This is a genomic window from Ruegeria sp. HKCCD7296, from assembly GCF_013110775.1.
In the GTDB taxonomy this organism is placed as follows: domain Bacteria; phylum Pseudomonadota; class Alphaproteobacteria; order Rhodobacterales; family Rhodobacteraceae; genus Ruegeria.
Genome location: NZ_WVRF01000012.1, coordinates 18,407 through 34,959, shown reverse-complemented (window position 1 = coordinate 34,959; position 16,553 = coordinate 18,407). Strand labels below are relative to the sequence as shown.

Here is a 16,553-nt window from a genome sequence, read left to right as displayed (position 1 = left end):
TCTGCTAGCCCTCATTCAGGACAGCAGAAAAAGGATAAGTTGTATGGAAGCCATTGCTCCGGTCGAAGCAAAATCCCCTCAGATCAAAGCCGTAGAGGTCGAGGCGGCAAACGCGGCAGAACCCAGCCCCGAAAAGATCCGGCAGGCGTTCGAAAGCGGAAAATACCCCTATGGCCGCAAGATGGCGCGGTCGACCTATGAGGCGCAGAAGGCAAAGCTGCAGGCGGAGCTTTTGAAGGTTCAGCTATGGGCGCAGGACACGGGGCAGCGTTTTGTTTTGTTGTTCGAAGGCCGCGATGCCGCTGGCAAGGGCGGTACGATCAAACGGTTTATGGAACACCTGAATCCGCGTCAGGCGCGTGTGGTCGCTTTGAACAAACCGACCTGGGAAGAAAAGGGGCAGTGGTACTATCAGCGCTACCTTCAGGAACTGCCGACGGTTGGGGAAATGGTGTTCTATGACCGGTCTTGGTACAACCGCGCGGGTGTTGAGCGGGTGATGGGATTCTGCTCGCCTAACGAGTATCTGGAATTCATGCGCCAGACGCCGGAACTGGAACGGATGCTGGTGCGCTCGGGTATTCAGCTGTACAAGTACTGGTTCTCGGTCACGCAGGAAGAGCAGCAGCGCCGTTTCAAAAGCCGCGAGACCGATCCTCTGAAGCAGTGGAAGTTGTCGCCGATCGACAAGGCCAGCCTCAGCAAATGGGACGACTATACCGAGGCGAAAGAGGCGATGTTCTTTTATACAGACACCGCAGACGCGCCATGGACGATCATCAAGTCGAATGACAAGAAACGCGCGCGCCTGAATTGTATGCGTCATTTCCTGTCGACGCTGGATTACCCAGGCAAGAACTTGAACGTAGTGGGGGAGCCTGATCCATTGATCGTTGGACAAGCCCACCACGTCATCCACCGGTCCGAGCATATTCTGGGCGCAACATTGCATCCGGATGCCCGCTAATCCTCAACGCGCCCGTTTTTAATCGTGAGGCGGGCGCTATAGTCTCATAGTGAAATTTTATTGATCCGCTCTTGTCCCGCACCAAGCCCGCGCATATGGCTGGTGCAATGACAAAAGTGATGACATACCCCGCCCATTTTCGGGCGATTGCCGTGCTTGGCTTACCGCTGGTCGGTGGCCATCTGGCGCAGTTTGCCATCGGTTTGACCGATACCATCATGCTGGGTTGGTACGGCGTCGAGGCTCTGGCTGCGGTCACGTTGGCCAGCAGCTATTACTTTGTGCTGTTTTTGTTTGGGGCCGGGTTCGGCTGGGCGGTCATGCCAATGGTTGCCACTGCTGCGGCGGAAGGGGACGAAACCAGTATTCGACGCTCGACCCGCATGGGGCTTTGGCTGTCGTTGCTGTACGCGGTAGTGGTCATGCCGTTGCTGTGGTGGTCATATCCAATCCTGATCGCCATGAAGCAGGAGCCGCAGGTTGCTGAAACAGCATCCGAGTATTTGCGCGTAGCTGGTTGGGGGTTGTTTCCGGCCCTTATCGTGATGGTGCTCAAATCCTACCTTGCGGCCTTGGAGCGCACGCAAATTGTGTTGTGGATCACAGTCGTGGCGGCATTTGTGAACGCGGTGACCAACTATGCGCTGATCTTCGGCAATTGGGGCGCACCGGAATTGGGTGTGATGGGTGCAGCAATCGCCTCAATCGCGACGCAGGTCGTTTCGCTAATCGCTGTTGTCATCTACGTTGTTCGAACACTGCCGGAACACAGCCTTTTTCAGCGTTTCTGGCGACCGGATTGGGAGATGTTCGCCAGTGTATGGAAGCTTGGGGTCCCGATTGGCCTGACCACGTTGGCCGAGGTGTCGCTGTTTGCAACATCGGCTGTGATGATGGGTTGGTTGGGGCAGGTTCCGCTGGCGGCGCATGGAATCGCGCTGAACCTCGCGTCGGCCACTTTCATGGTGCATCTGGGGTTGTCAAATGCGGCCACCATCCGGGCCGGAAATGCGCTTGGACGTCGGGATCGGGCGCATCTGGAGAAAGGCGCAATTGCGGTGACGGGCATGTCGCTGGTTATGTCTGTTTTCACAGTCATCCTGTTTCTGACCTGTGCTGAACCATTGATTTCCCTGTTCATGGAGGCGGATGATCCCCAGCGTGGACAAATCCTGGCCATTGGAACCGGGTTGTTGGCGATGGCAGCTTTGTTTCAACTGGTCGATGGGGCGCAGGTCATTGCGCTGGGCCTGCTGCGCGGGTTGCAGGATGCCAAGATTCCCATGGTCATGGCAGCGCTCAGCTATTGGGTCGTTGGAATCCCGGCGTCGTACTATTTTGGTTTTGTCCGTCAGATGGACGGCATCGGTGTCTGGCTTGGGCTGGTGCTCGGTCTGGCCTTCGCAGCCGTATTGTTGATGGCCCGGTTCTGGATGCACTCGGTTCGTCAAATGCCCGCAGCGGCTGAGCCTGCTTAATCCTTGCTCAGCCGGTCTGCCTTTTTACGAACCAGGACGGTGCGCAGGTCATGCATTGCCATAAGCAACCTGTCAGTCACGTCTTCCAATTGCGCGTCAGTTGCCTTGGACTGAGCCCATTGTGTGGTCAGGTTCAGGTAGTCCACGGCGCGGTGTATGTCGTCGATATCGCGCTGGGCCAACAAGGCCCGGCGCTCTTGCATCCACCGGTCGATTTCAGCGTGATCCTGGTCTGAAAGTGTTCGCTGTCCTTGCGGTTTGACGTCGCCATTTCGGATATTGATGACCGCAATCTGGTCCATCTCAATTCGACGTTGGCGATTTTCCGTATCGACCCGAAACACTGCAGCCCCGTTTTCACGGATGCGAAAGTAATATTCGGGAAGATCGGCAGACATGGTCACCTCAAGGAAGCACAGAAACGCTGAATGCGGCTGCAAGCCTCGGTCAGCGCCGCATCGGACGTAGCGTAGCTGACCCGGAAATTTGGCGAAAGACCAAAGGCAGCGCCGAAGACAATGGCAACATCTGCCTCTTCCAACAGGGCAGTAGCAAAAGCTTCGTCCGTGTCGATGACCGTTCCGGCAGGAGTTGTTTTACCAATCAGCCCGGCGATTGAGGGATAAACATAAAACGCACCCTCCGGCGTCGGGCAGGTGATGCCGTCGATCTCGTTCAGCATCCGCACGACAAGATCGCGGCGGCGTTTAAACATCTCGTTATTTGGGGCCAGAAATTCCTGCGTGCCGTTCAACGCCTCAACCGCTGCCCATTGGCTGACCGTACAGGGGTTCGACGTGGATTGAGACTGGATTTTGCGCATCGCCGCGATGATCTCGACCGGACCTGCGGCATAGCCGATGCGCCAACCCGTCATCGCATACGCTTTGGAAACCCCGTTGCAGGTGAGCGTCCGGTCATACAGGCGGGGCTCCACTTCGGCGGGGGTGCAGAATTCAAACCCGTCATAAGCAAGGTGCTCATACATATCGTCCGACATGATCCAGACATGGGGATGGCGCATCAAAACATCTGTCAGCTCTTTCAGCTCTTCACGGCTATAGCCCGCACCGGTGGGGTTCGATGGAGAGTTAAAGATAAACCATTTGGTTTTTGGCGTGATCGCTGCTTCAAGCTGATCGGCAGTCAGTTTGAAATTGGTTTGCAGCGACGTTTCCGCAATCACCGGCGTACCACCCGCCAGCAAGACCATATCTGGATAGCTGACCCAGTAAGGGGCGGGGATTACGACCTCATCACCCTCATTCATCGTGGCCATCAGAGCGTTGTACAGCGTCTGCTTGCCACCGGTGCCTACCGAGATTTGCGCAGGCGCATAGTCCAGCCCATGATCACGCTCCATCTTGGCGCAAGCTGCCTGTTTCAGCTCGGGGATACCGTCGGGTGCGGTGTACTTGGTCTTTCCTGCTGCGATGGCCGCAACGGCTGCGTCTTTTATGTTCTGTGGCGTGTCGAAATCTGGCTCACCCGCGCTGAGGCCGATAACGTCTCGCCCGGCGGCCTTCAATTCGGCTGCTTTTGCCGTCATGGCGATGGTGGGCGATGGTTTGACGCGTGACAGTGTCGCAGACAGGAAACTCATAGTCGGCCTCGGTTTGTATGTTCAACCCGACTGTCATAGGGTGCGCCTGAAAGACGTTCAAGTTGTATAGAAACTCTGAATTGGAGACCCAAGTGACTGATGAAAACGACTGGTATGGTCCGGATTCTGCGACATTTGGGGATCGCCTGGCAGGGGCGCGCGAAGCTGCGGGCATGACACAGGTGCAATTGGCGCGTCGACTTGGGGTAAAAAAGGCAACTGTTTCCGATTGGGAAAACGATCTGTCCGAGCCTCGGGCGAACCGCTTGTCGATGATGGCCGGGATGGTCAACGTGTCGATCATGTGGCTTCTGACCGGTGAAGGCGAAGGCATGGATGCTCCGGTCGAAGAAGGTGAAGGCGGCATGGAGTTGTCTACCGCAGTCGCTGAGTTGCGCGCCATTCGCGGGGAAATGCGCGCCTGCGCCGAGCGTGCGGCGCGGCTTGAGAAGAAAATGCGCCTGATGTTGGAGCAGAAGCATTGAGCGAACCCCGGGAGGTGCGGATCAAGCGTATGAAAATGCGCTCGATGCGGCGTGGAATCAAGGAAATGGATATTATCCTGTCGGCCTATGCAGATCGCAATCTCGCCGACATGGACGACGCTGGGTTGGATGTCTTTGACGCGCTGCTTCATGAAAACGATCAGGATCTTTATCAATGGGTGACAGGGCAGGTGCCGCCGCCTCAAAAGTTCGCAGATCTTGTGTCGAACATCGCGCAAACTTTTCAGAAGTAAGGGACATTCCAACTTAACTGAATTTTCGGACTTTCCATTCATCGTGTCCCAAACAGCACGACTGAATCGGAGGGTCGGATGAGTATGGAAATGCAGGTCTCCGGACCGGGAACCAAGGGCTTTATGACCAGCTATCTTGAGGCGCTGGCCCTTGTGGAACGGTTGCACAGGTTGCTGTTGGACGTCATCAAGGATGAGTTTGAGCGCGTCGGCGTGTTGGAAATCAACGCTGTACAGGCGCTGCTGCTGTTCAACATTGGTGATCATGAGGTCACGGCGGGTGAATTGAAAAGCCGCGGCTACTATCAAGGCAGCAATGTCAGCTACAACCTCAAGAAACTGGTTGAGATGGGATACATGCACCACCAACGGTGTGAGATCGACCGCCGATCCGTGCGCGTGCGCCTGACGCCGCGTGGCAGGGAAATCCGCGATATCGTTTCCGATCTGTTTGCGCGCCAAGCCGAAGGTCTTCAGGGCAGGGGGGTGTTGGAACTGGAAGGGATTGAAGACATCACGACATCGCTACGCCGCGTCGAGCGGTACTGGACCGATCAAATCAGATATATCTACTGATGAGGGCGGGCTTCGGACAGAACGAGACTGTCTAGTTCTCGGATCAGTTTGCGGGTCATGGCCTCTGCGTAGGCCTCAAACCCCAGGGCGACTTCAACGAATGCGTTTGGACCGGATATAACCCACGCATTGTAATATGCCGAAAGTTCTCCAACTTGCACATAGCGCCTGTCTCCTGAACTTGGATCATCCGCACCAATAACTAGCCCGTTGATCGTAACACCGCTGTCGCGCAAGGCTGTTCGCACATCTCGCGGATGAGGTCCGAGGTTGTGTTTGCCGTCACCGGATAAATCCAGGGTGCGCCGCCAGCATGTTCTTTGCTGGTTCAGCAGGTCCACCCCAAACACCATAGCAGCGCCCACTGCCGTCCCTTGGGCCGTCGCCTTTCGCGAGGTTTGGAAAAGGCGCTGGCTGATTGCATTCAGATCGGCAGCGGTTTGAATTTCGGTCCAGTTCAGTAGCATCCTCTCATGCCCTGGTTCCGTCCATTCAAAAATCGCCAACCGCATGGATGTTGAACCGTTCGCCAGCATCAGTTGGCTTACTTCGGGATCGCGCAGAGCAGCAGCCAAACCTTCGACCTGCAACCTGTATTCACCGCTATCGACAGATGCCGAAACATCCAGACCCAAAGCCAAGGCATGCCGGCATTGTGCAAGGGCGGGCTCTGAAAACAGGCAAAACAGAATGACCAGCAGGCGCGCCGTCATTGGTCGTCGACCTGTACTGAACCAATTTGCAGCCCGCTCAGTTCCCGCTCCAGTTTTTTACGCATCGCGCGTTCGAAGTCTTCAAAGCCTTGTGCGACTTCCAGAAAGGCGCCCGGGCCATGCAGGACGTTGTTTTCGAAAAAAGGGATGAGAAAAAGTTCCCCTTCGAAATCAGCGGCGTTTATCACCAGGCCATTGACGACGATGTCATGGTCAAAGAACCGTTGATACGCGATTTGGGGTCCATAGCCGTCATTGTTGGACCCGTCTCCTGACAGATCTATGGTGTGAAATAGACAGGGAGGCGCGCTTTGGAATAGTTCTGCCCCGAACCGCAAAGCGTGCCCCATGGCCGTTGCCAAGCCTTCATTGGACCGGATCGACTGACTTATCCGGGTCGCCGCAGCCGCAAGATCTCTGTGATTTTCGATCAAGTGCCAGTCGAGGATAACGTGCTGGGTACTTTGCCCGCTCCATTCATAGACGGCCAATGCAACAGGTAGAGGAGATGAGAAGAAAGCTTCTTGCACTTCAGGTGCCAGAAGTGCCGCAGCCAGTCCCTGTCGCTGCAAAATGTCTTCCGCGTCGTCGACCGAAACTGAAATGTCCATCGCCAGGGCCAGTGCCAAACGGCACTGCTCGGCCTGGATTGGGCTGGTCACAAGGGCCAGCCCCAGTGTTATGACCCACCTGATCACCAGTGGCCAGTGCTCTCCATGCTGGCCCAGGGCTCGGCCGGCTCAAGCGCGTCGCCATTTTGCAGCAACTCAACCGAGATGTTGTCAGGTGAACGGACAAACGCCATGCGCCCATCGCGAGGAGGGCGATTGATGGTCACGCCATTGTTCTGCAAATGCTGGCACACTTCGTAGATGTTATCGACACCATAAGCCAAGTGTCCAAAATGACGGCTGTCGCTGGGCAGGTCATCATCGCCATCCCAGTTGTACGTCAGCTCAATCGGAGCGTCTTCCTGGCCGGGAGGGGCCATGAAAATCAATGAGAACCGCCCCGCTTCGCTGTCATACCGACGCGTTTCCTTGAGACCCAAAAGCTCATAAAACGCTATGGATTTTTCCAGATCCTTCACCCGGACCATAGTGTGCAGATATGTCAGCGCCATTGCGGCCATCCTTTTTCGATTAGTTTTGCCAGCAACTTAGCGCACTGGTTTGATGTGTCGAGAGCGCCCTGCGACCGAAATCAAAAATTGCGCAGGTTGCGGCATATATCGCGGTTCCGATGCTGCGATTAGCGAGATATAGTAGAAGGCGACTCATTGCCAGAAAGGAAGATTTCATGCCGCTGTCCGCCGACCACCAGGCCGAGATCGAAGCGCAACGCGCCCAATCGCATCCAACACGTCGCGTCGTTTCAGCGGGAATGGAAGACCATTTGTACACCGCTCATCAGGTTCTGGACCACGGCTTTGTCCGCGTGATCGACTATATGGGCGATGACGCAGCGATCTGTCAGGCAGCCCGTGTTTCTTACGGCAAAGGCACCAAATCGGTTCAGAACGACGAAGGACTGATCCGGTATTTGATGCGGCACTGGCATTCGACCCCGTTCGAAATGTGCGAGGTCAAACTGCATGTAAAACTGCCCGTTTTCGTGGCGCGTCAGTGGATTCGGCATCGTACGGCCAATGTGAACGAATACTCAGCGCGTTATTCGATTCTGGATCGCGAGTTTTATATCCCCGCACCCGAACATGTGGCAGCACAGTCTGAGGTGAACAATCAGGGTCGCGGATCAGCGTTGGAAGGCGAAGAAGCCGCCCGTGTCCTGGAAATCCTGAAAGCTGACAGCACCCGCTGCTACGACAATTACGAGGCCATGATCAGCCAGGATGGGCAACAGGGTCTGGCGCGTGAACTGGCCCGGATGAACCTTCCTGCGAATATCTACACACAGTGGTATTGGAAGGTCGACTTGCACAATCTGTTCCATTTCCTGCGTCTGCGTGCGGACCCTCATGCGCAATACGAAATCCGCGTATATGCGGATGCGATGTGCAAGATCGTCGCCGACTGGGTGCCGTTTGCTTACAAAGCGTTCGAGGATTACCGGTTGGGCGCAGTCAACCTTTCCGCGCAGATGGTGGAGAGCCTTCGGAACATGTTGGCTGGCGAGACGGTCACGCAAGAAAACTCTGGCATGACTGCCCGTGAATGGCGCGAGTTCGAAGCGATCATTCGTAAGTAATGCGCATTAACGCATAGCACTTGTCTATACATTGTGTCATGGAATCGTTACGTTGGTTCCATGACCCATGTTTTTAAAACTGCTTTTTGTTTGGTCTTTGGCCTAGCTTTGCCAGCGCAGTCTCAGTCTCCTATCGCTGAAATTCTCTGTGAGCCGACGCCCCGGTTGCACCAGAAATTAAAAGGCCAATTTGCGTCCAAGCGCGTGGCCACTGGCGTTCGTGGACCTGAACAAATCATGGAAGTTTGGTCAAACCAGCGCGGCGATTGGACGATGGTAGTGACCTATGCGACCGGCACGTCCTGCATCGTTGCCATGGGCGACAACTGGTTTTCTCACGACAGGTCAAAGCCCGCGCGAGGGTAATGGAACAATTCCGGTGGGGGGCGGGTGACGGCCGGAAATTGGCCGTCATCCTGAAATTTTTCACTCCGCGCGAGGCGGGTGGCGTTACAACGGCTTCAAATCAGCTGCCATTTGGCGGCCGTCGCGTCCGTCCTGCAACTCGTATGAGACTTTTTGATTGTCTGCGAGTCCGGTGAGGCCGGACCGTTCTACGGCCGAGATATGAACAAACACATCCTTGCCCCCCTCATCAGGGGCAATAAACCCATAGCCTTTCGTGGTATTGAACCATTTCACGGTGCCGGTTGGCATGTCCCGTGTCTCCTTCTACTTACGCATTGTCCCACAAATTGGTGGGGGCTGTGGTTGGCGTCATCGTAAACCCAACTGTTTCGCGTTTGCAGAACAGTCCAATTTACATGTTTCACCTTTTTCAACATTGCACGGTGAAGTAAAAAATCAAGAATAACTGCCAAAAACGGGCGTGATTGCCTAAAATCGAAGCACGAGCGGGAGTATCAAAAAGATGAAGCTTTATGGGTTAAAGACTTGCGACACGTGTCGTAAGGCTCTGAAATCGTTGCCAGATGCAGAGCTTGTTGATGTCCGGCAGGATGGTGTTCCGGGCTCTGTGCTGTCGCAAGCTTTTGTCGAGTTCGGCAATGCTCTGCTCAATACCAGGTCAACCACTTGGCGCGGTTTGGACCAGAGCCAGCGCGAAAAAGCACCGATGGAGCTGCTAAAAGAACACCCGACGTTGATGAAGCGCCCGTTGATCGAGAAGGACGGTAAGCTTCTGTTGGGCTGGACCGCTGAAACCCGCACCCAGCTTGGCATTTCCTAAATGGGTGCTTATTTGCCCAAGATCAGAAGTGAGGATTTTCAATGCGCAATGCCGCAATGATTTTGGGCGTTATTGCCGGGCTGATCGGTATGATCGTCGGTTTTTTCGGGTATGCCAAAGTGGTTGTCGTCGACCATGTTGGCGAGATTGATGGGGTTTTAAGCCAGGTCGATAACCCTGGCCTGATCCAGGCCCTTTCGATTATCGCGCCCTTGCTGGCGATTGCCGGAGGGGCAATGGCGCCTGCGCGAGCTCTGATTGGTGGGGTTTTGCTGCTGATTTCAGCCGGTGCTATGTACTATGCGTTTGGGTTTGGTGTCTTCACCATGTTCCCGATCGCATTCGCCAGCGTTGCGGGCTTCCTTGGGCTGGCGGCAGGAAAACCGGACCAGCCCAAAGCACATTTCTAGATCATTTCAGGCGCAGGAGGCGGTCCAGCGAAAGCGGTCCTGCGCCGTTGATCACAATGACCAGCATCAGGAAGGTCCACAGTGTGCGCTGATCCATGATAGAGGGAGCCGCGTCGAACAGGCTGCCCAGTTTCACGCCGTGGCCGGTGACGTCAACCAGGGTTTGCACCCATATGAATCCAATCATTCCCAACGCGGCAAGGCGTGTGAAAAGCCCAACCAGCAGCAGGGCAGGCAGAACAAATTCAGCGACTGTTCCGAAGAAAATGACGATACGCTGGAAGAATGTCATCTGCGAAACATCCCACAGCACCGCTTCCGCAGCCTTGGGGAAAATCTGGCCGAAGGCTCCGCTGGATGGCGAAAAGATCGAACCGTCGATCTTCAGCATGGCTGAGTTCCAGTAGTAAACCAACAGAACTGCAATGAAGACCAGCCGCGCAAGTGTCGGAGTCAGCCAGTTGGACGCATTGTCCACCTTCTCAAGAGCAGAGTTGTGAAGTGAGATCAGGGCAGTCATGTCTTCGGCCTTTCGATAGTCACGGAAGTTACAGCACCGCCCTGCAAAAGCAGTGCCAGAGTGGTTCCCAGGTCAAACTCGGGTGCCTCGGCAGCGGCTTTTTCGAACGCTGCACCGATTGTGTCCCCGTTTTGCATATGGCCAATCCAGTCGGCCCCGCCTGACGGCAGCAAATGAGGCTCAGGATCGTATTCAGGGCGCGTGATCAGTACGTCCTCGGCGCGCGCCTGAGGTTTTGGCGCGTCGGCTTCGGAGTTGAAACGCCAGATCGAATGAATCGGCCAGTCCGATCGGATCACGTGCATGGCTGGGGCAAATTGCAATCGCGCCTGCATCACCTGTTCAGGATCAACTGCCAATGCATCTGCGGGTGCAGGTTGACTGTCTGCCGCGTGGTAGGACCGGCGCAAGGCCAATTCCAACCGGGCAATGTCGGGCAAGTATCCAAGATGGGCAAGCTGCTGCATTCCGGCCAGAAAACCAGGAAATGCCTCGCCATAGAACATCATGAGCGGAGATGACGGGGGATGTTGGCGCAGGAATATCCCGGCCAATCCGTCCATGTTCTGCGGGCCCAACAGCTTGGTGATAACGGGGAAGGCCTGATGCATTGCTTCGGTCAGGGAAACCGCGACGTTGTTGCGGTACACACTAAACCTGCGGCCCGCCGGTTGCGCCTCAGCGTCTAACAACCCATCTGGAACCGGCGCGGACGCATCCATCATGGCGGCGCGAAACTCGGACTGGGACACGCTCATGCCGGTACCTTGTCCAGTGCGGCCTGAGCGCGAACCGCTTCCTCGCGCAAAACCGGCCAGTCGGGAACATCGGTGTCCCATTCGACCAGCAGCGGCTTGGGACCGGATTGTTCAAGGACGTAGTCTAGCAAGGCCCAGACCGGATCAACGACCTCGCGCCCATGACTGTCGATCAAAAGCGGATGGCCGTGGTCGTCTTCGTCTTCGTCATGGCCGCCCAGATGGATTTCGCCCACTTTCTCAAGCGGATAGGCGTCGATGTAACCTTGCGGCGAGAAGTCCAGATTAGTGGCAGCGACAAAGACGTTGTTCACGTCCAGCAACAGGCCGCAACCAGTGCGTTGGGCAATCTCGCGCAGGAAATCGGGCTCGGACCAAGTGCTTTCTTCAAAAGCCAGATAGCTGGATGGGTTTTCAAGCAGCATCTGTTGACCAACGGTGTCCTGCACCTGATCGATGTGCTCGCAGACCCGTGTCAGCGTCTCGTCCGTGTAGGGAAGCGGCAAGAGGTCGTTGTAAAAGTGGCTGTCATGGGTGGACCAGGCCAGATGTTCGGAAAAACTGGCCGGCTTCAGCCAGCCGACCAGATGTTTCAGGCGGGCCAGATGTTCGGGGTCCAATGGGCCTTCGCCACCGATGGACAGGCCAACGCCATGGACCGAGATCGGAAAGTGTTCTGAAAGGTGGCGCAGTTGCGCCAAGGGGCGTCCGCCATCGCCCATGTAGTTTTCGGCATGGACTTCCAGCCACGAAACGGGCTGTGCATGGTCAAGTATCTGAGCGAAGTGTTGCGGCTTGTACCCCACGCCCGGTGCAGCGGGCAGGCGGTTCGAGCGGAGCGCATCATCCAACATGGGTCAGTTCCTTGATCACGAAAGGGAAGGGCGGGCGAACTGGCCCGCCCCCTTGATCCGTTTGGTCGACCTTATGCCGGCAAGTCGCGGTCCTGGGCTTCCAGTGAACCTTTGCGCGGTGTGCCGTCTGCCTGTGCCGGAAGTTCGATATCCGCGCAGGTACCAGCGTCAACCAGCGTCCATGCGTTGCCTTGATAGTCAACGGTCGAGGTGCCCGCACATGTGGTGCCGGGGCCTGCTGCGCAGTCGTTCTGACCGGCCAAAGACACGCCATAGCACTTTTCTTTGGCTTGTGCGGTTGCTGTGGTTGCAGCACCCGATACGGCGGCTGCGACTGCGGTTGCGATAACCAGGGATTTAGCTGTGTTCGACATCTCGGTGATCCTCTTGATGACTGGGTATGTCTGCTTGTGACACTGATAAAACTAGTGGCTTGTCGGCCAGAGTTAAATTCACGAGCCCGTGTCTCACAAGCGCGTCAGGGGGCGGCATGCCCTCTTGAAGCCTAATGCATTGTTTTTGATGAAGAAAGGGTGAAATGTTACAATCCGGCCCCGTTTTAAGGGCCGGATTGCCAGAGATATACCGCTGAATGTTACAGCTGATCCGGGGGGGTAGATGCCTGCGACAGCTCATTTGTTACAACATCAAGCGGTTGAACCTGTGTCTGTTTTTCACCCAGACGCCGGACGCTGACAGTGCGTTCTTCAACCTCGCGGTGACCAACGGCCAGAATCACGGGCACTTTACCGACTGAGTGCTCGCGGACCTTATAGTTGATCTTTTCGTTGCGAATATCGGCCTCGGCACGCACACCTGCAGCGCGCAGGGTTTCAACAACTTCGGCAACATAGGCGTCGGCCTCGGAAGTGATCGAGGCGACCACGACCTGACGCGGCGCCAGCCAGAAGGGCAGCTTGCCGGCGTGTTCTTCGATCAGAATGCCGATGAAGCGTTCGAATGAACCCAATGTTGCCCGGTGCAGCATCACAGGGCGATGTTTGCCGCCGTCCGCTCCGATATAGGTGGCGTCCAGACGTTCGGGCAGAACAAAGTCCACCTGATGCGTCCCGCATTGCCAATCCCGGCCGATTGCGTCGGTCAGAACAAATTCGAGCTTCGGACCGTAAAACGCCCCTTCTCCGGGGTTGAGTTCAGGTTCGATCCCTGCGGCACGTGTTGCGCTGAGCAAAGCAGCTTCGGCCTTGTCCCACACCTCATCCGACCCAGAGCGTTTTTCCGGTCGATCCGAGAATTTGACCGAGAAGTTTTCGAATCCGAGGTCTTTATAAATCCCGGACAAGAAACGAATGAACTCGGCAGTTTCGGATTCAATCTGATCTTCGGTGCAGAAGATGTGACCATCATCCTGCGTAAAGCCGCGCACGCGCATGATACCGTGCAAGGCGCCCGAGGGCTCATAACGGTTGCATGATCCGAATTCTGCCATCCGCAGAGGCAGGTCACGATAGGATTTCAAACCCTGATTGAAAATCTGCACGTGGCACGGACAGTTCATCGGTTTCAGGGCATTTATCGCCTTTTCCCGCGCATGTTCTTCGTCCACTTCGACGATGAACATGTTTTCCTGATATTTGTCCCAGTGACCCGAGGCTTCCCATAGTTTGCGGTCAACGACCTGAGGGGTGTTGACCTCGACATAGCCGCCCTTGCGTTGCTGGCGGCGCATGTAGTCCTGCAATTGCGTGTAGATGGTCCAACCGTTGGGATGCCAGAAGATCTGCCCGGGGGCCTCTTCCTGCATGTGGAACAGGTCCATTTCACGACCAAGCTTGCGGTGGTCGCGTTTGGCAGCCTCTTCCAACATGTGCAGGTGGGCTTTTAGCTTTTCCTTGCCGGTGAAGGCCACGCCATAGATGCGTTGCAACATCGCGCGGTCACTGTCACCACGCCAATAGGCACCAGCGATGGACATCAGCTTGAAGGCGTCGCCCGGCACCTGACCGGTGTGCTGCAGGTGTGGACCTCGGCAGAGATCCTGCCAGTGACCATGCCAGTACATGCGCAGCGGTTCGTCGCCCGGGATGGATTCGATCAATTCGACCTTATAGGGTTCGTTGTTGGCCTTATAGAATTCGATCGCGCGGTCACGGTCCCAAACCTCGGTGGTCACGGGGTCGCGCTTGTTGATGATCTCTTTCATCTTTTTCTCGATCAGGCCGAGATCTTCGGGCGTGAACGGTTCGGCCCGGTCAAAGTCATAATACCAGCCGTTTTCGATGACTGGGCCGATGGTGACCTTGGTGGCAGGCCAGATTTCCTGAACGGCGCGCGCCATAATATGGGCCAGATCGTGGCGGATCAGCTCATTGGCCTGATCTTCATCCTTCATGGTGTGGATTGCGATCTGCGCGTCGGCTTCGATGGGCCATTGCAGGTCCCAGTGGTGGCCGTCAACGGTGGCCGAGATAGCCTTTTTGGCCAGCGAGGTCGAGATATCGGCTGCCACCTGCGCGGGCGTAATGCCTGCGTCATAAGATCGTGCATTGCCATCGGGGAAGGTGAGTGAGACGGATTTTGAATCCAAGGCCATGGTTCGGCTCTCCTCGTCGGTTTGGCGCCCACTGAACGCCCGGTTGCGGGTTATGTGTGTTGGGTCGATTTGGCAGGTAGGGGGTCTGGTGTCAAGGGCAGGAGCGAGGGGCCAGCCCCTCGCGCACCCCGAGGTATTTAGAGCCAGATGAAGAGGGATCCGGGAATTGCACTTGGGTACGTGGCGTGCATGATGCTGCGAAAGGAAAGAGGATTTCATGGCAACGACAAGTTTTCTGGAGACGGCGCAGGGCCGTCGGTTGGCCTATCACAAAAGCGAGGGCGCGGGACCGACCATCGTTTTCCTGGGCGGTCTGAAGTCTGATATGGAGGGCACCAAGGCCGTGCATCTGGAGGCCTGGGCGCAGGCGCGGGGACAGGCGTTTTTGCGGTTTGATTACTCCGGGCACGGTGAAAGCTCGGGGGAATTTACCGATGGCTGTATCGGCGATTGGCATGAAGACACCGTTGAGGCGGTGGCGGCGCTGACCGATGGCCCATTGGTCGTCGTAGGGTCTTCGATGGGCGGATGGCAGGCATTGTTGCTGGCCAAGACGCTGCCAGATCGAATTGCGGGCATGGTCACAATCGCCGCCGCGCCGGATTTTACCGAGGACGGGTATTGGGCGGCATTCAGCGATGAACAAAAAGCCGCTTTAGACAGCGTTGGTCATGTCGAACTGCCCTCGGACTACATGGAGCCCTACATCATTACCAAACGAATGATCGAGGACGGACGGCGGCGATTGGTCCTTAGAGACCCGCTTTACCTGCCCTTTCCGGTGCGTTTCCTACAGGGAACAGCGGACACGGCGGTGTCGACGGAAACTGCGGTGCGGTTGCTGGATCACGTGACCGGGCCGAACATGCGCTTGCTGCTGGTCAAGGACGCAGACCATCGCTTTTCGGACGGGCCCTGTCTGGGGTTGATCGAAAACGCGGTTTTAGATGTGTTGGGAGCTAACTAATGCGGCGCTTTGGTTGGGTTCTGGGGCGGATTCTTCTGGCACTGATTGTCGTCGGGGGTCTGATCTTTTGGTTCGGACCGCGAGAGGATGTCGACCTGAATCCAAGCTTTGAGTCCCGCAAATTTGGCGAAGGGGTGCAGGTCTATTTTGAAAGCACCGAGGCGTCGTTTGATGATATCGTTACGGGCGTCGAAAAACGTGTGATCTGGCAGGACGGCTTCAAAGAACAACGCACACCTTATTCTGTTCTATACATCCACGGATTTTCAGCCAGTTCCGAAGAAATCCGGCCCGTTCCAGATCTGGTGGCTGACGCACTTGGAGCAAATCTTGTTTACACGCGATTGCAAGGCCACGGCCGCGATGGGCCCGCCATGGCGGAAGGCACGGCAACGGGCTGGATGCAGGACACAGCCGAAGGTCTGGCTGCGGCGCGCGCTGTTGGGGAAAAGGTCATCGTCATCTCGACCTCGACCGGCGGCACATTGGCGGCGGCGGTGGCGCTGGACGCCGACCTTAGTCAGAATGTGGTCGGGATGGTTTTTGTATCCCCGAATTTCGGGGTGAACACCGCGGCGGCATGGGTGCCGACATTGCCTTGGGCGCGGCATTGGCTGCCGTTGCTTATGGGGCAAGAAAGGGATGTATCAGGGCCGGATCCAGAAAAGAACAAGTATTGGTCCGCTGTCTATCCCTGGGAAGCCGTCGTACCGATGTCCGTTCTGGTGGATACGGTTTATGCACTGGATTTCTCGCAGGCATTGGTACCTGCGTTGTTCTGGTTCTCGGACGACGATCAGGTTGTGCGCCCCGACAGGACACATAAGGTCGCCGAGGCCTGGGGTGCTCCTGCAACGGTCGAGTTGGTCAAGATGGGGCCGGGGGACGATCCCGCGTCACATGTCATCGCAGGGCGGCTGATGTCACCGGGGCAGACCGATGCCGCCGTCACGGGTATCCTGGAGTGGTTGAAAGAGCTTGGGGTTCAGTGAAGCCAGATCAGAGGTAAGGAGATAG

22 protein-coding genes are annotated in these 16,553 nt (G+C 56.3%); 11 read left to right on the top strand and 11 right to left on the bottom strand.

Annotated elements, in window-relative coordinates:
- Positions 1–43: 43 nt before the first annotated feature.
- Both ppk2 and GS632_RS15520 read left to right on the top strand, forming a co-directional pair.
- Positions 44–967 carry a polyphosphate kinase 2 gene (gene ppk2, locus GS632_RS15525; protein ID WP_171177435.1) on the top strand — a complete coding sequence of 308 codons (924 nt, stop codon included), beginning with the start codon at positions 44–46 and terminating at the stop codon, positions 965–967.
- Positions 968–1,074: 107 nt separating this feature from the next.
- Positions 1,075–2,445, top strand: a complete 1,371-nt coding sequence (locus GS632_RS15520) for an MATE family efflux transporter (protein WP_171722191.1) — start codon at positions 1,075–1,077, stop codon at positions 2,443–2,445.
- On the opposite strand, the gene GS632_RS15515 is transcribed toward GS632_RS15520, so the two are convergent.
- Positions 2,442–2,843, bottom strand: a complete 402-nt coding sequence (locus GS632_RS15515) for a hypothetical protein (RefSeq protein ID WP_171177431.1) — start codon at positions 2,841–2,843, stop codon at positions 2,442–2,444. The genes GS632_RS15520 and GS632_RS15515 overlap by 4 nt on opposite strands.
- Before the next feature lie 2 nt (positions 2,844–2,845).
- A complete protein-coding gene (locus GS632_RS15510) occupies positions 2,846–4,048 on the bottom strand; it encodes a pyridoxal phosphate-dependent aminotransferase (RefSeq protein WP_171722171.1) in 1,203 nt (400 codons plus the stop codon).
- 92 nt (positions 4,049–4,140) lie between these two features.
- On the opposite strand from GS632_RS15510, the gene GS632_RS15505 reads away from it, so the two are divergent.
- The 3 genes from GS632_RS15505 (at position 4,141) to GS632_RS15495 (ending at position 5,363) form a co-directional block, all read left to right on the top strand.
- The gene (locus tag GS632_RS15505; RefSeq protein ID WP_171177427.1) at positions 4,141–4,533 is read left to right on the top strand and encodes a helix-turn-helix transcriptional regulator; all 393 of its coding nucleotides are present in this window, start codon (positions 4,141–4,143) and stop codon (positions 4,531–4,533) included.
- The gene (locus tag GS632_RS15500) at positions 4,530–4,787 is read left to right on the top strand and encodes a succinate dehydrogenase assembly factor 2 (protein ID WP_171236801.1); all 258 of its coding nucleotides are present in this window, start codon (positions 4,530–4,532) and stop codon (positions 4,785–4,787) included. Before GS632_RS15505 ends, GS632_RS15500 begins: the two co-directional genes overlap by 4 nt.
- A 78-nt stretch (positions 4,788–4,865) precedes the next feature.
- Entirely contained in the window at positions 4,866–5,363 is a 498-nt protein-coding gene (locus tag GS632_RS15495) for a MarR family winged helix-turn-helix transcriptional regulator (protein ID WP_171722170.1), read from the top strand.
- Here GS632_RS15495 and GS632_RS15490 read toward each other — a convergent pair.
- From GS632_RS15490 to GS632_RS15480, 3 genes are read right to left on the bottom strand one after another with little or no spacing between them, the layout of a single operon-like run.
- Complete coding sequence (locus GS632_RS15490; protein ID WP_171237162.1) at positions 5,357–6,076, bottom strand: DUF1194 domain-containing protein; 720 nt, start codon at positions 6,074–6,076, stop codon at positions 5,357–5,359. The genes GS632_RS15495 and GS632_RS15490 overlap by 7 nt on opposite strands.
- Complete coding sequence (locus tag GS632_RS15485; RefSeq protein ID WP_171237163.1) at positions 6,073–6,774, bottom strand: DUF1194 domain-containing protein; 702 nt, start codon at positions 6,772–6,774, stop codon at positions 6,073–6,075. Before GS632_RS15485 ends, GS632_RS15490 begins: the two co-directional genes overlap by 4 nt.
- Positions 6,771–7,199: a VOC family protein gene (locus tag GS632_RS15480; RefSeq protein WP_171177416.1), complete on the bottom strand. Its 429-nt coding sequence runs from the start codon at positions 7,197–7,199 to the stop codon at positions 6,771–6,773. The genes GS632_RS15485 and GS632_RS15480 overlap by 4 nt, the downstream gene beginning before the upstream one ends.
- Before the next feature lie 176 nt (positions 7,200–7,375).
- On the opposite strand from GS632_RS15480, the gene thyX reads away from it, so the two are divergent.
- Both thyX and GS632_RS22295 read left to right on the top strand, forming a co-directional pair.
- Positions 7,376–8,284 (top strand): FAD-dependent thymidylate synthase, encoded by a 909-nt coding sequence (thyX, locus tag GS632_RS15475; RefSeq protein WP_171177413.1) that lies wholly within the window; start codon positions 7,376–7,378, stop codon positions 8,282–8,284.
- A 237-nt stretch (positions 8,285–8,521) separates the two neighbouring features.
- On the top strand, positions 8,522–8,650 hold the full coding sequence (locus tag GS632_RS22295) for a hypothetical protein (protein ID WP_256368730.1): 129 nt from the start codon (positions 8,522–8,524) through the stop codon (positions 8,648–8,650).
- A gap of 84 nt (positions 8,651–8,734) precedes the next feature.
- Here the strand turns inward: GS632_RS22295 and GS632_RS15465 are convergent, their stop codons facing one another.
- Positions 8,735–8,941: a cold-shock protein gene (locus GS632_RS15465; protein WP_008758035.1), complete on the bottom strand. Its 207-nt coding sequence runs from the start codon at positions 8,939–8,941 to the stop codon at positions 8,735–8,737.
- 214 nt (positions 8,942–9,155) lie between these two features.
- Here GS632_RS15465 and GS632_RS15460 point away from each other — a divergent pair, with 214 nt between their 5' ends.
- Both GS632_RS15460 and GS632_RS15455 read left to right on the top strand, forming a co-directional pair.
- Positions 9,156–9,473: an ArsC/Spx/MgsR family protein gene (locus tag GS632_RS15460; protein ID WP_171177409.1), complete on the top strand. Its 318-nt coding sequence runs from the start codon at positions 9,156–9,158 to the stop codon at positions 9,471–9,473.
- 41 nt (positions 9,474–9,514) lie between these two features.
- Positions 9,515–9,883, top strand: coding sequence for a hypothetical protein (locus tag GS632_RS15455; protein WP_171237164.1), 369 nt, complete (start codon positions 9,515–9,517; stop codon positions 9,881–9,883).
- A gap of 1 nt (position 9,884) precedes the next feature.
- Here GS632_RS15455 and GS632_RS15450 read toward each other — a convergent pair whose 3' ends face one another.
- The 5 genes from GS632_RS15450 to thrS all read right to left on the bottom strand — a co-directional run bounded on the left by GS632_RS15450 (position 9,885) and on the right by thrS (position 14,569).
- Positions 9,885–10,403: a DoxX family protein gene (locus GS632_RS15450; protein WP_171177405.1), complete on the bottom strand. Its 519-nt coding sequence runs from the start codon at positions 10,401–10,403 to the stop codon at positions 9,885–9,887.
- Positions 10,400–11,161 (bottom strand): DNA-binding domain-containing protein, encoded by a 762-nt coding sequence (locus GS632_RS15445; RefSeq protein ID WP_171237165.1) that lies wholly within the window; start codon positions 11,159–11,161, stop codon positions 10,400–10,402. Before GS632_RS15445 ends, GS632_RS15450 begins: the two co-directional genes overlap by 4 nt.
- On the bottom strand, positions 11,158–12,015 hold the full coding sequence (locus GS632_RS15440) for a DUF692 family multinuclear iron-containing protein (RefSeq protein ID WP_171722169.1): 858 nt from the start codon (positions 12,013–12,015) through the stop codon (positions 11,158–11,160). The genes GS632_RS15445 and GS632_RS15440 overlap by 4 nt, the downstream gene beginning before the upstream one ends.
- Before the next feature lie 71 nt (positions 12,016–12,086).
- A complete protein-coding gene (locus GS632_RS15435; protein WP_171177392.1) occupies positions 12,087–12,389 on the bottom strand; it encodes a DUF2282 domain-containing protein in 303 nt (100 codons plus the stop codon).
- 221 nt (positions 12,390–12,610) lie between these two features.
- The gene (gene thrS / locus GS632_RS15430) at positions 12,611–14,569 is read right to left on the bottom strand and encodes a threonine--tRNA ligase (protein WP_171237167.1); all 1,959 of its coding nucleotides are present in this window, start codon (positions 14,567–14,569) and stop codon (positions 12,611–12,613) included.
- A 217-nt stretch (positions 14,570–14,786) separates the two neighbouring features.
- Here thrS and GS632_RS15425 point away from each other — a divergent pair, with 217 nt between their 5' ends.
- Both GS632_RS15425 and GS632_RS15420 read left to right on the top strand, forming a co-directional pair.
- Positions 14,787–15,536, top strand: a complete 750-nt coding sequence (locus tag GS632_RS15425; RefSeq protein WP_171239081.1) for a carboxylesterase — start codon at positions 14,787–14,789, stop codon at positions 15,534–15,536.
- Positions 15,536–16,528 (top strand): carboxylesterase, encoded by a 993-nt coding sequence (locus tag GS632_RS15420; RefSeq protein ID WP_171722168.1) that lies wholly within the window; start codon positions 15,536–15,538, stop codon positions 16,526–16,528. Before GS632_RS15425 ends, GS632_RS15420 begins: the two co-directional genes overlap by 1 nt.
- Positions 16,529–16,553 lie beyond the last annotated feature (25 nt).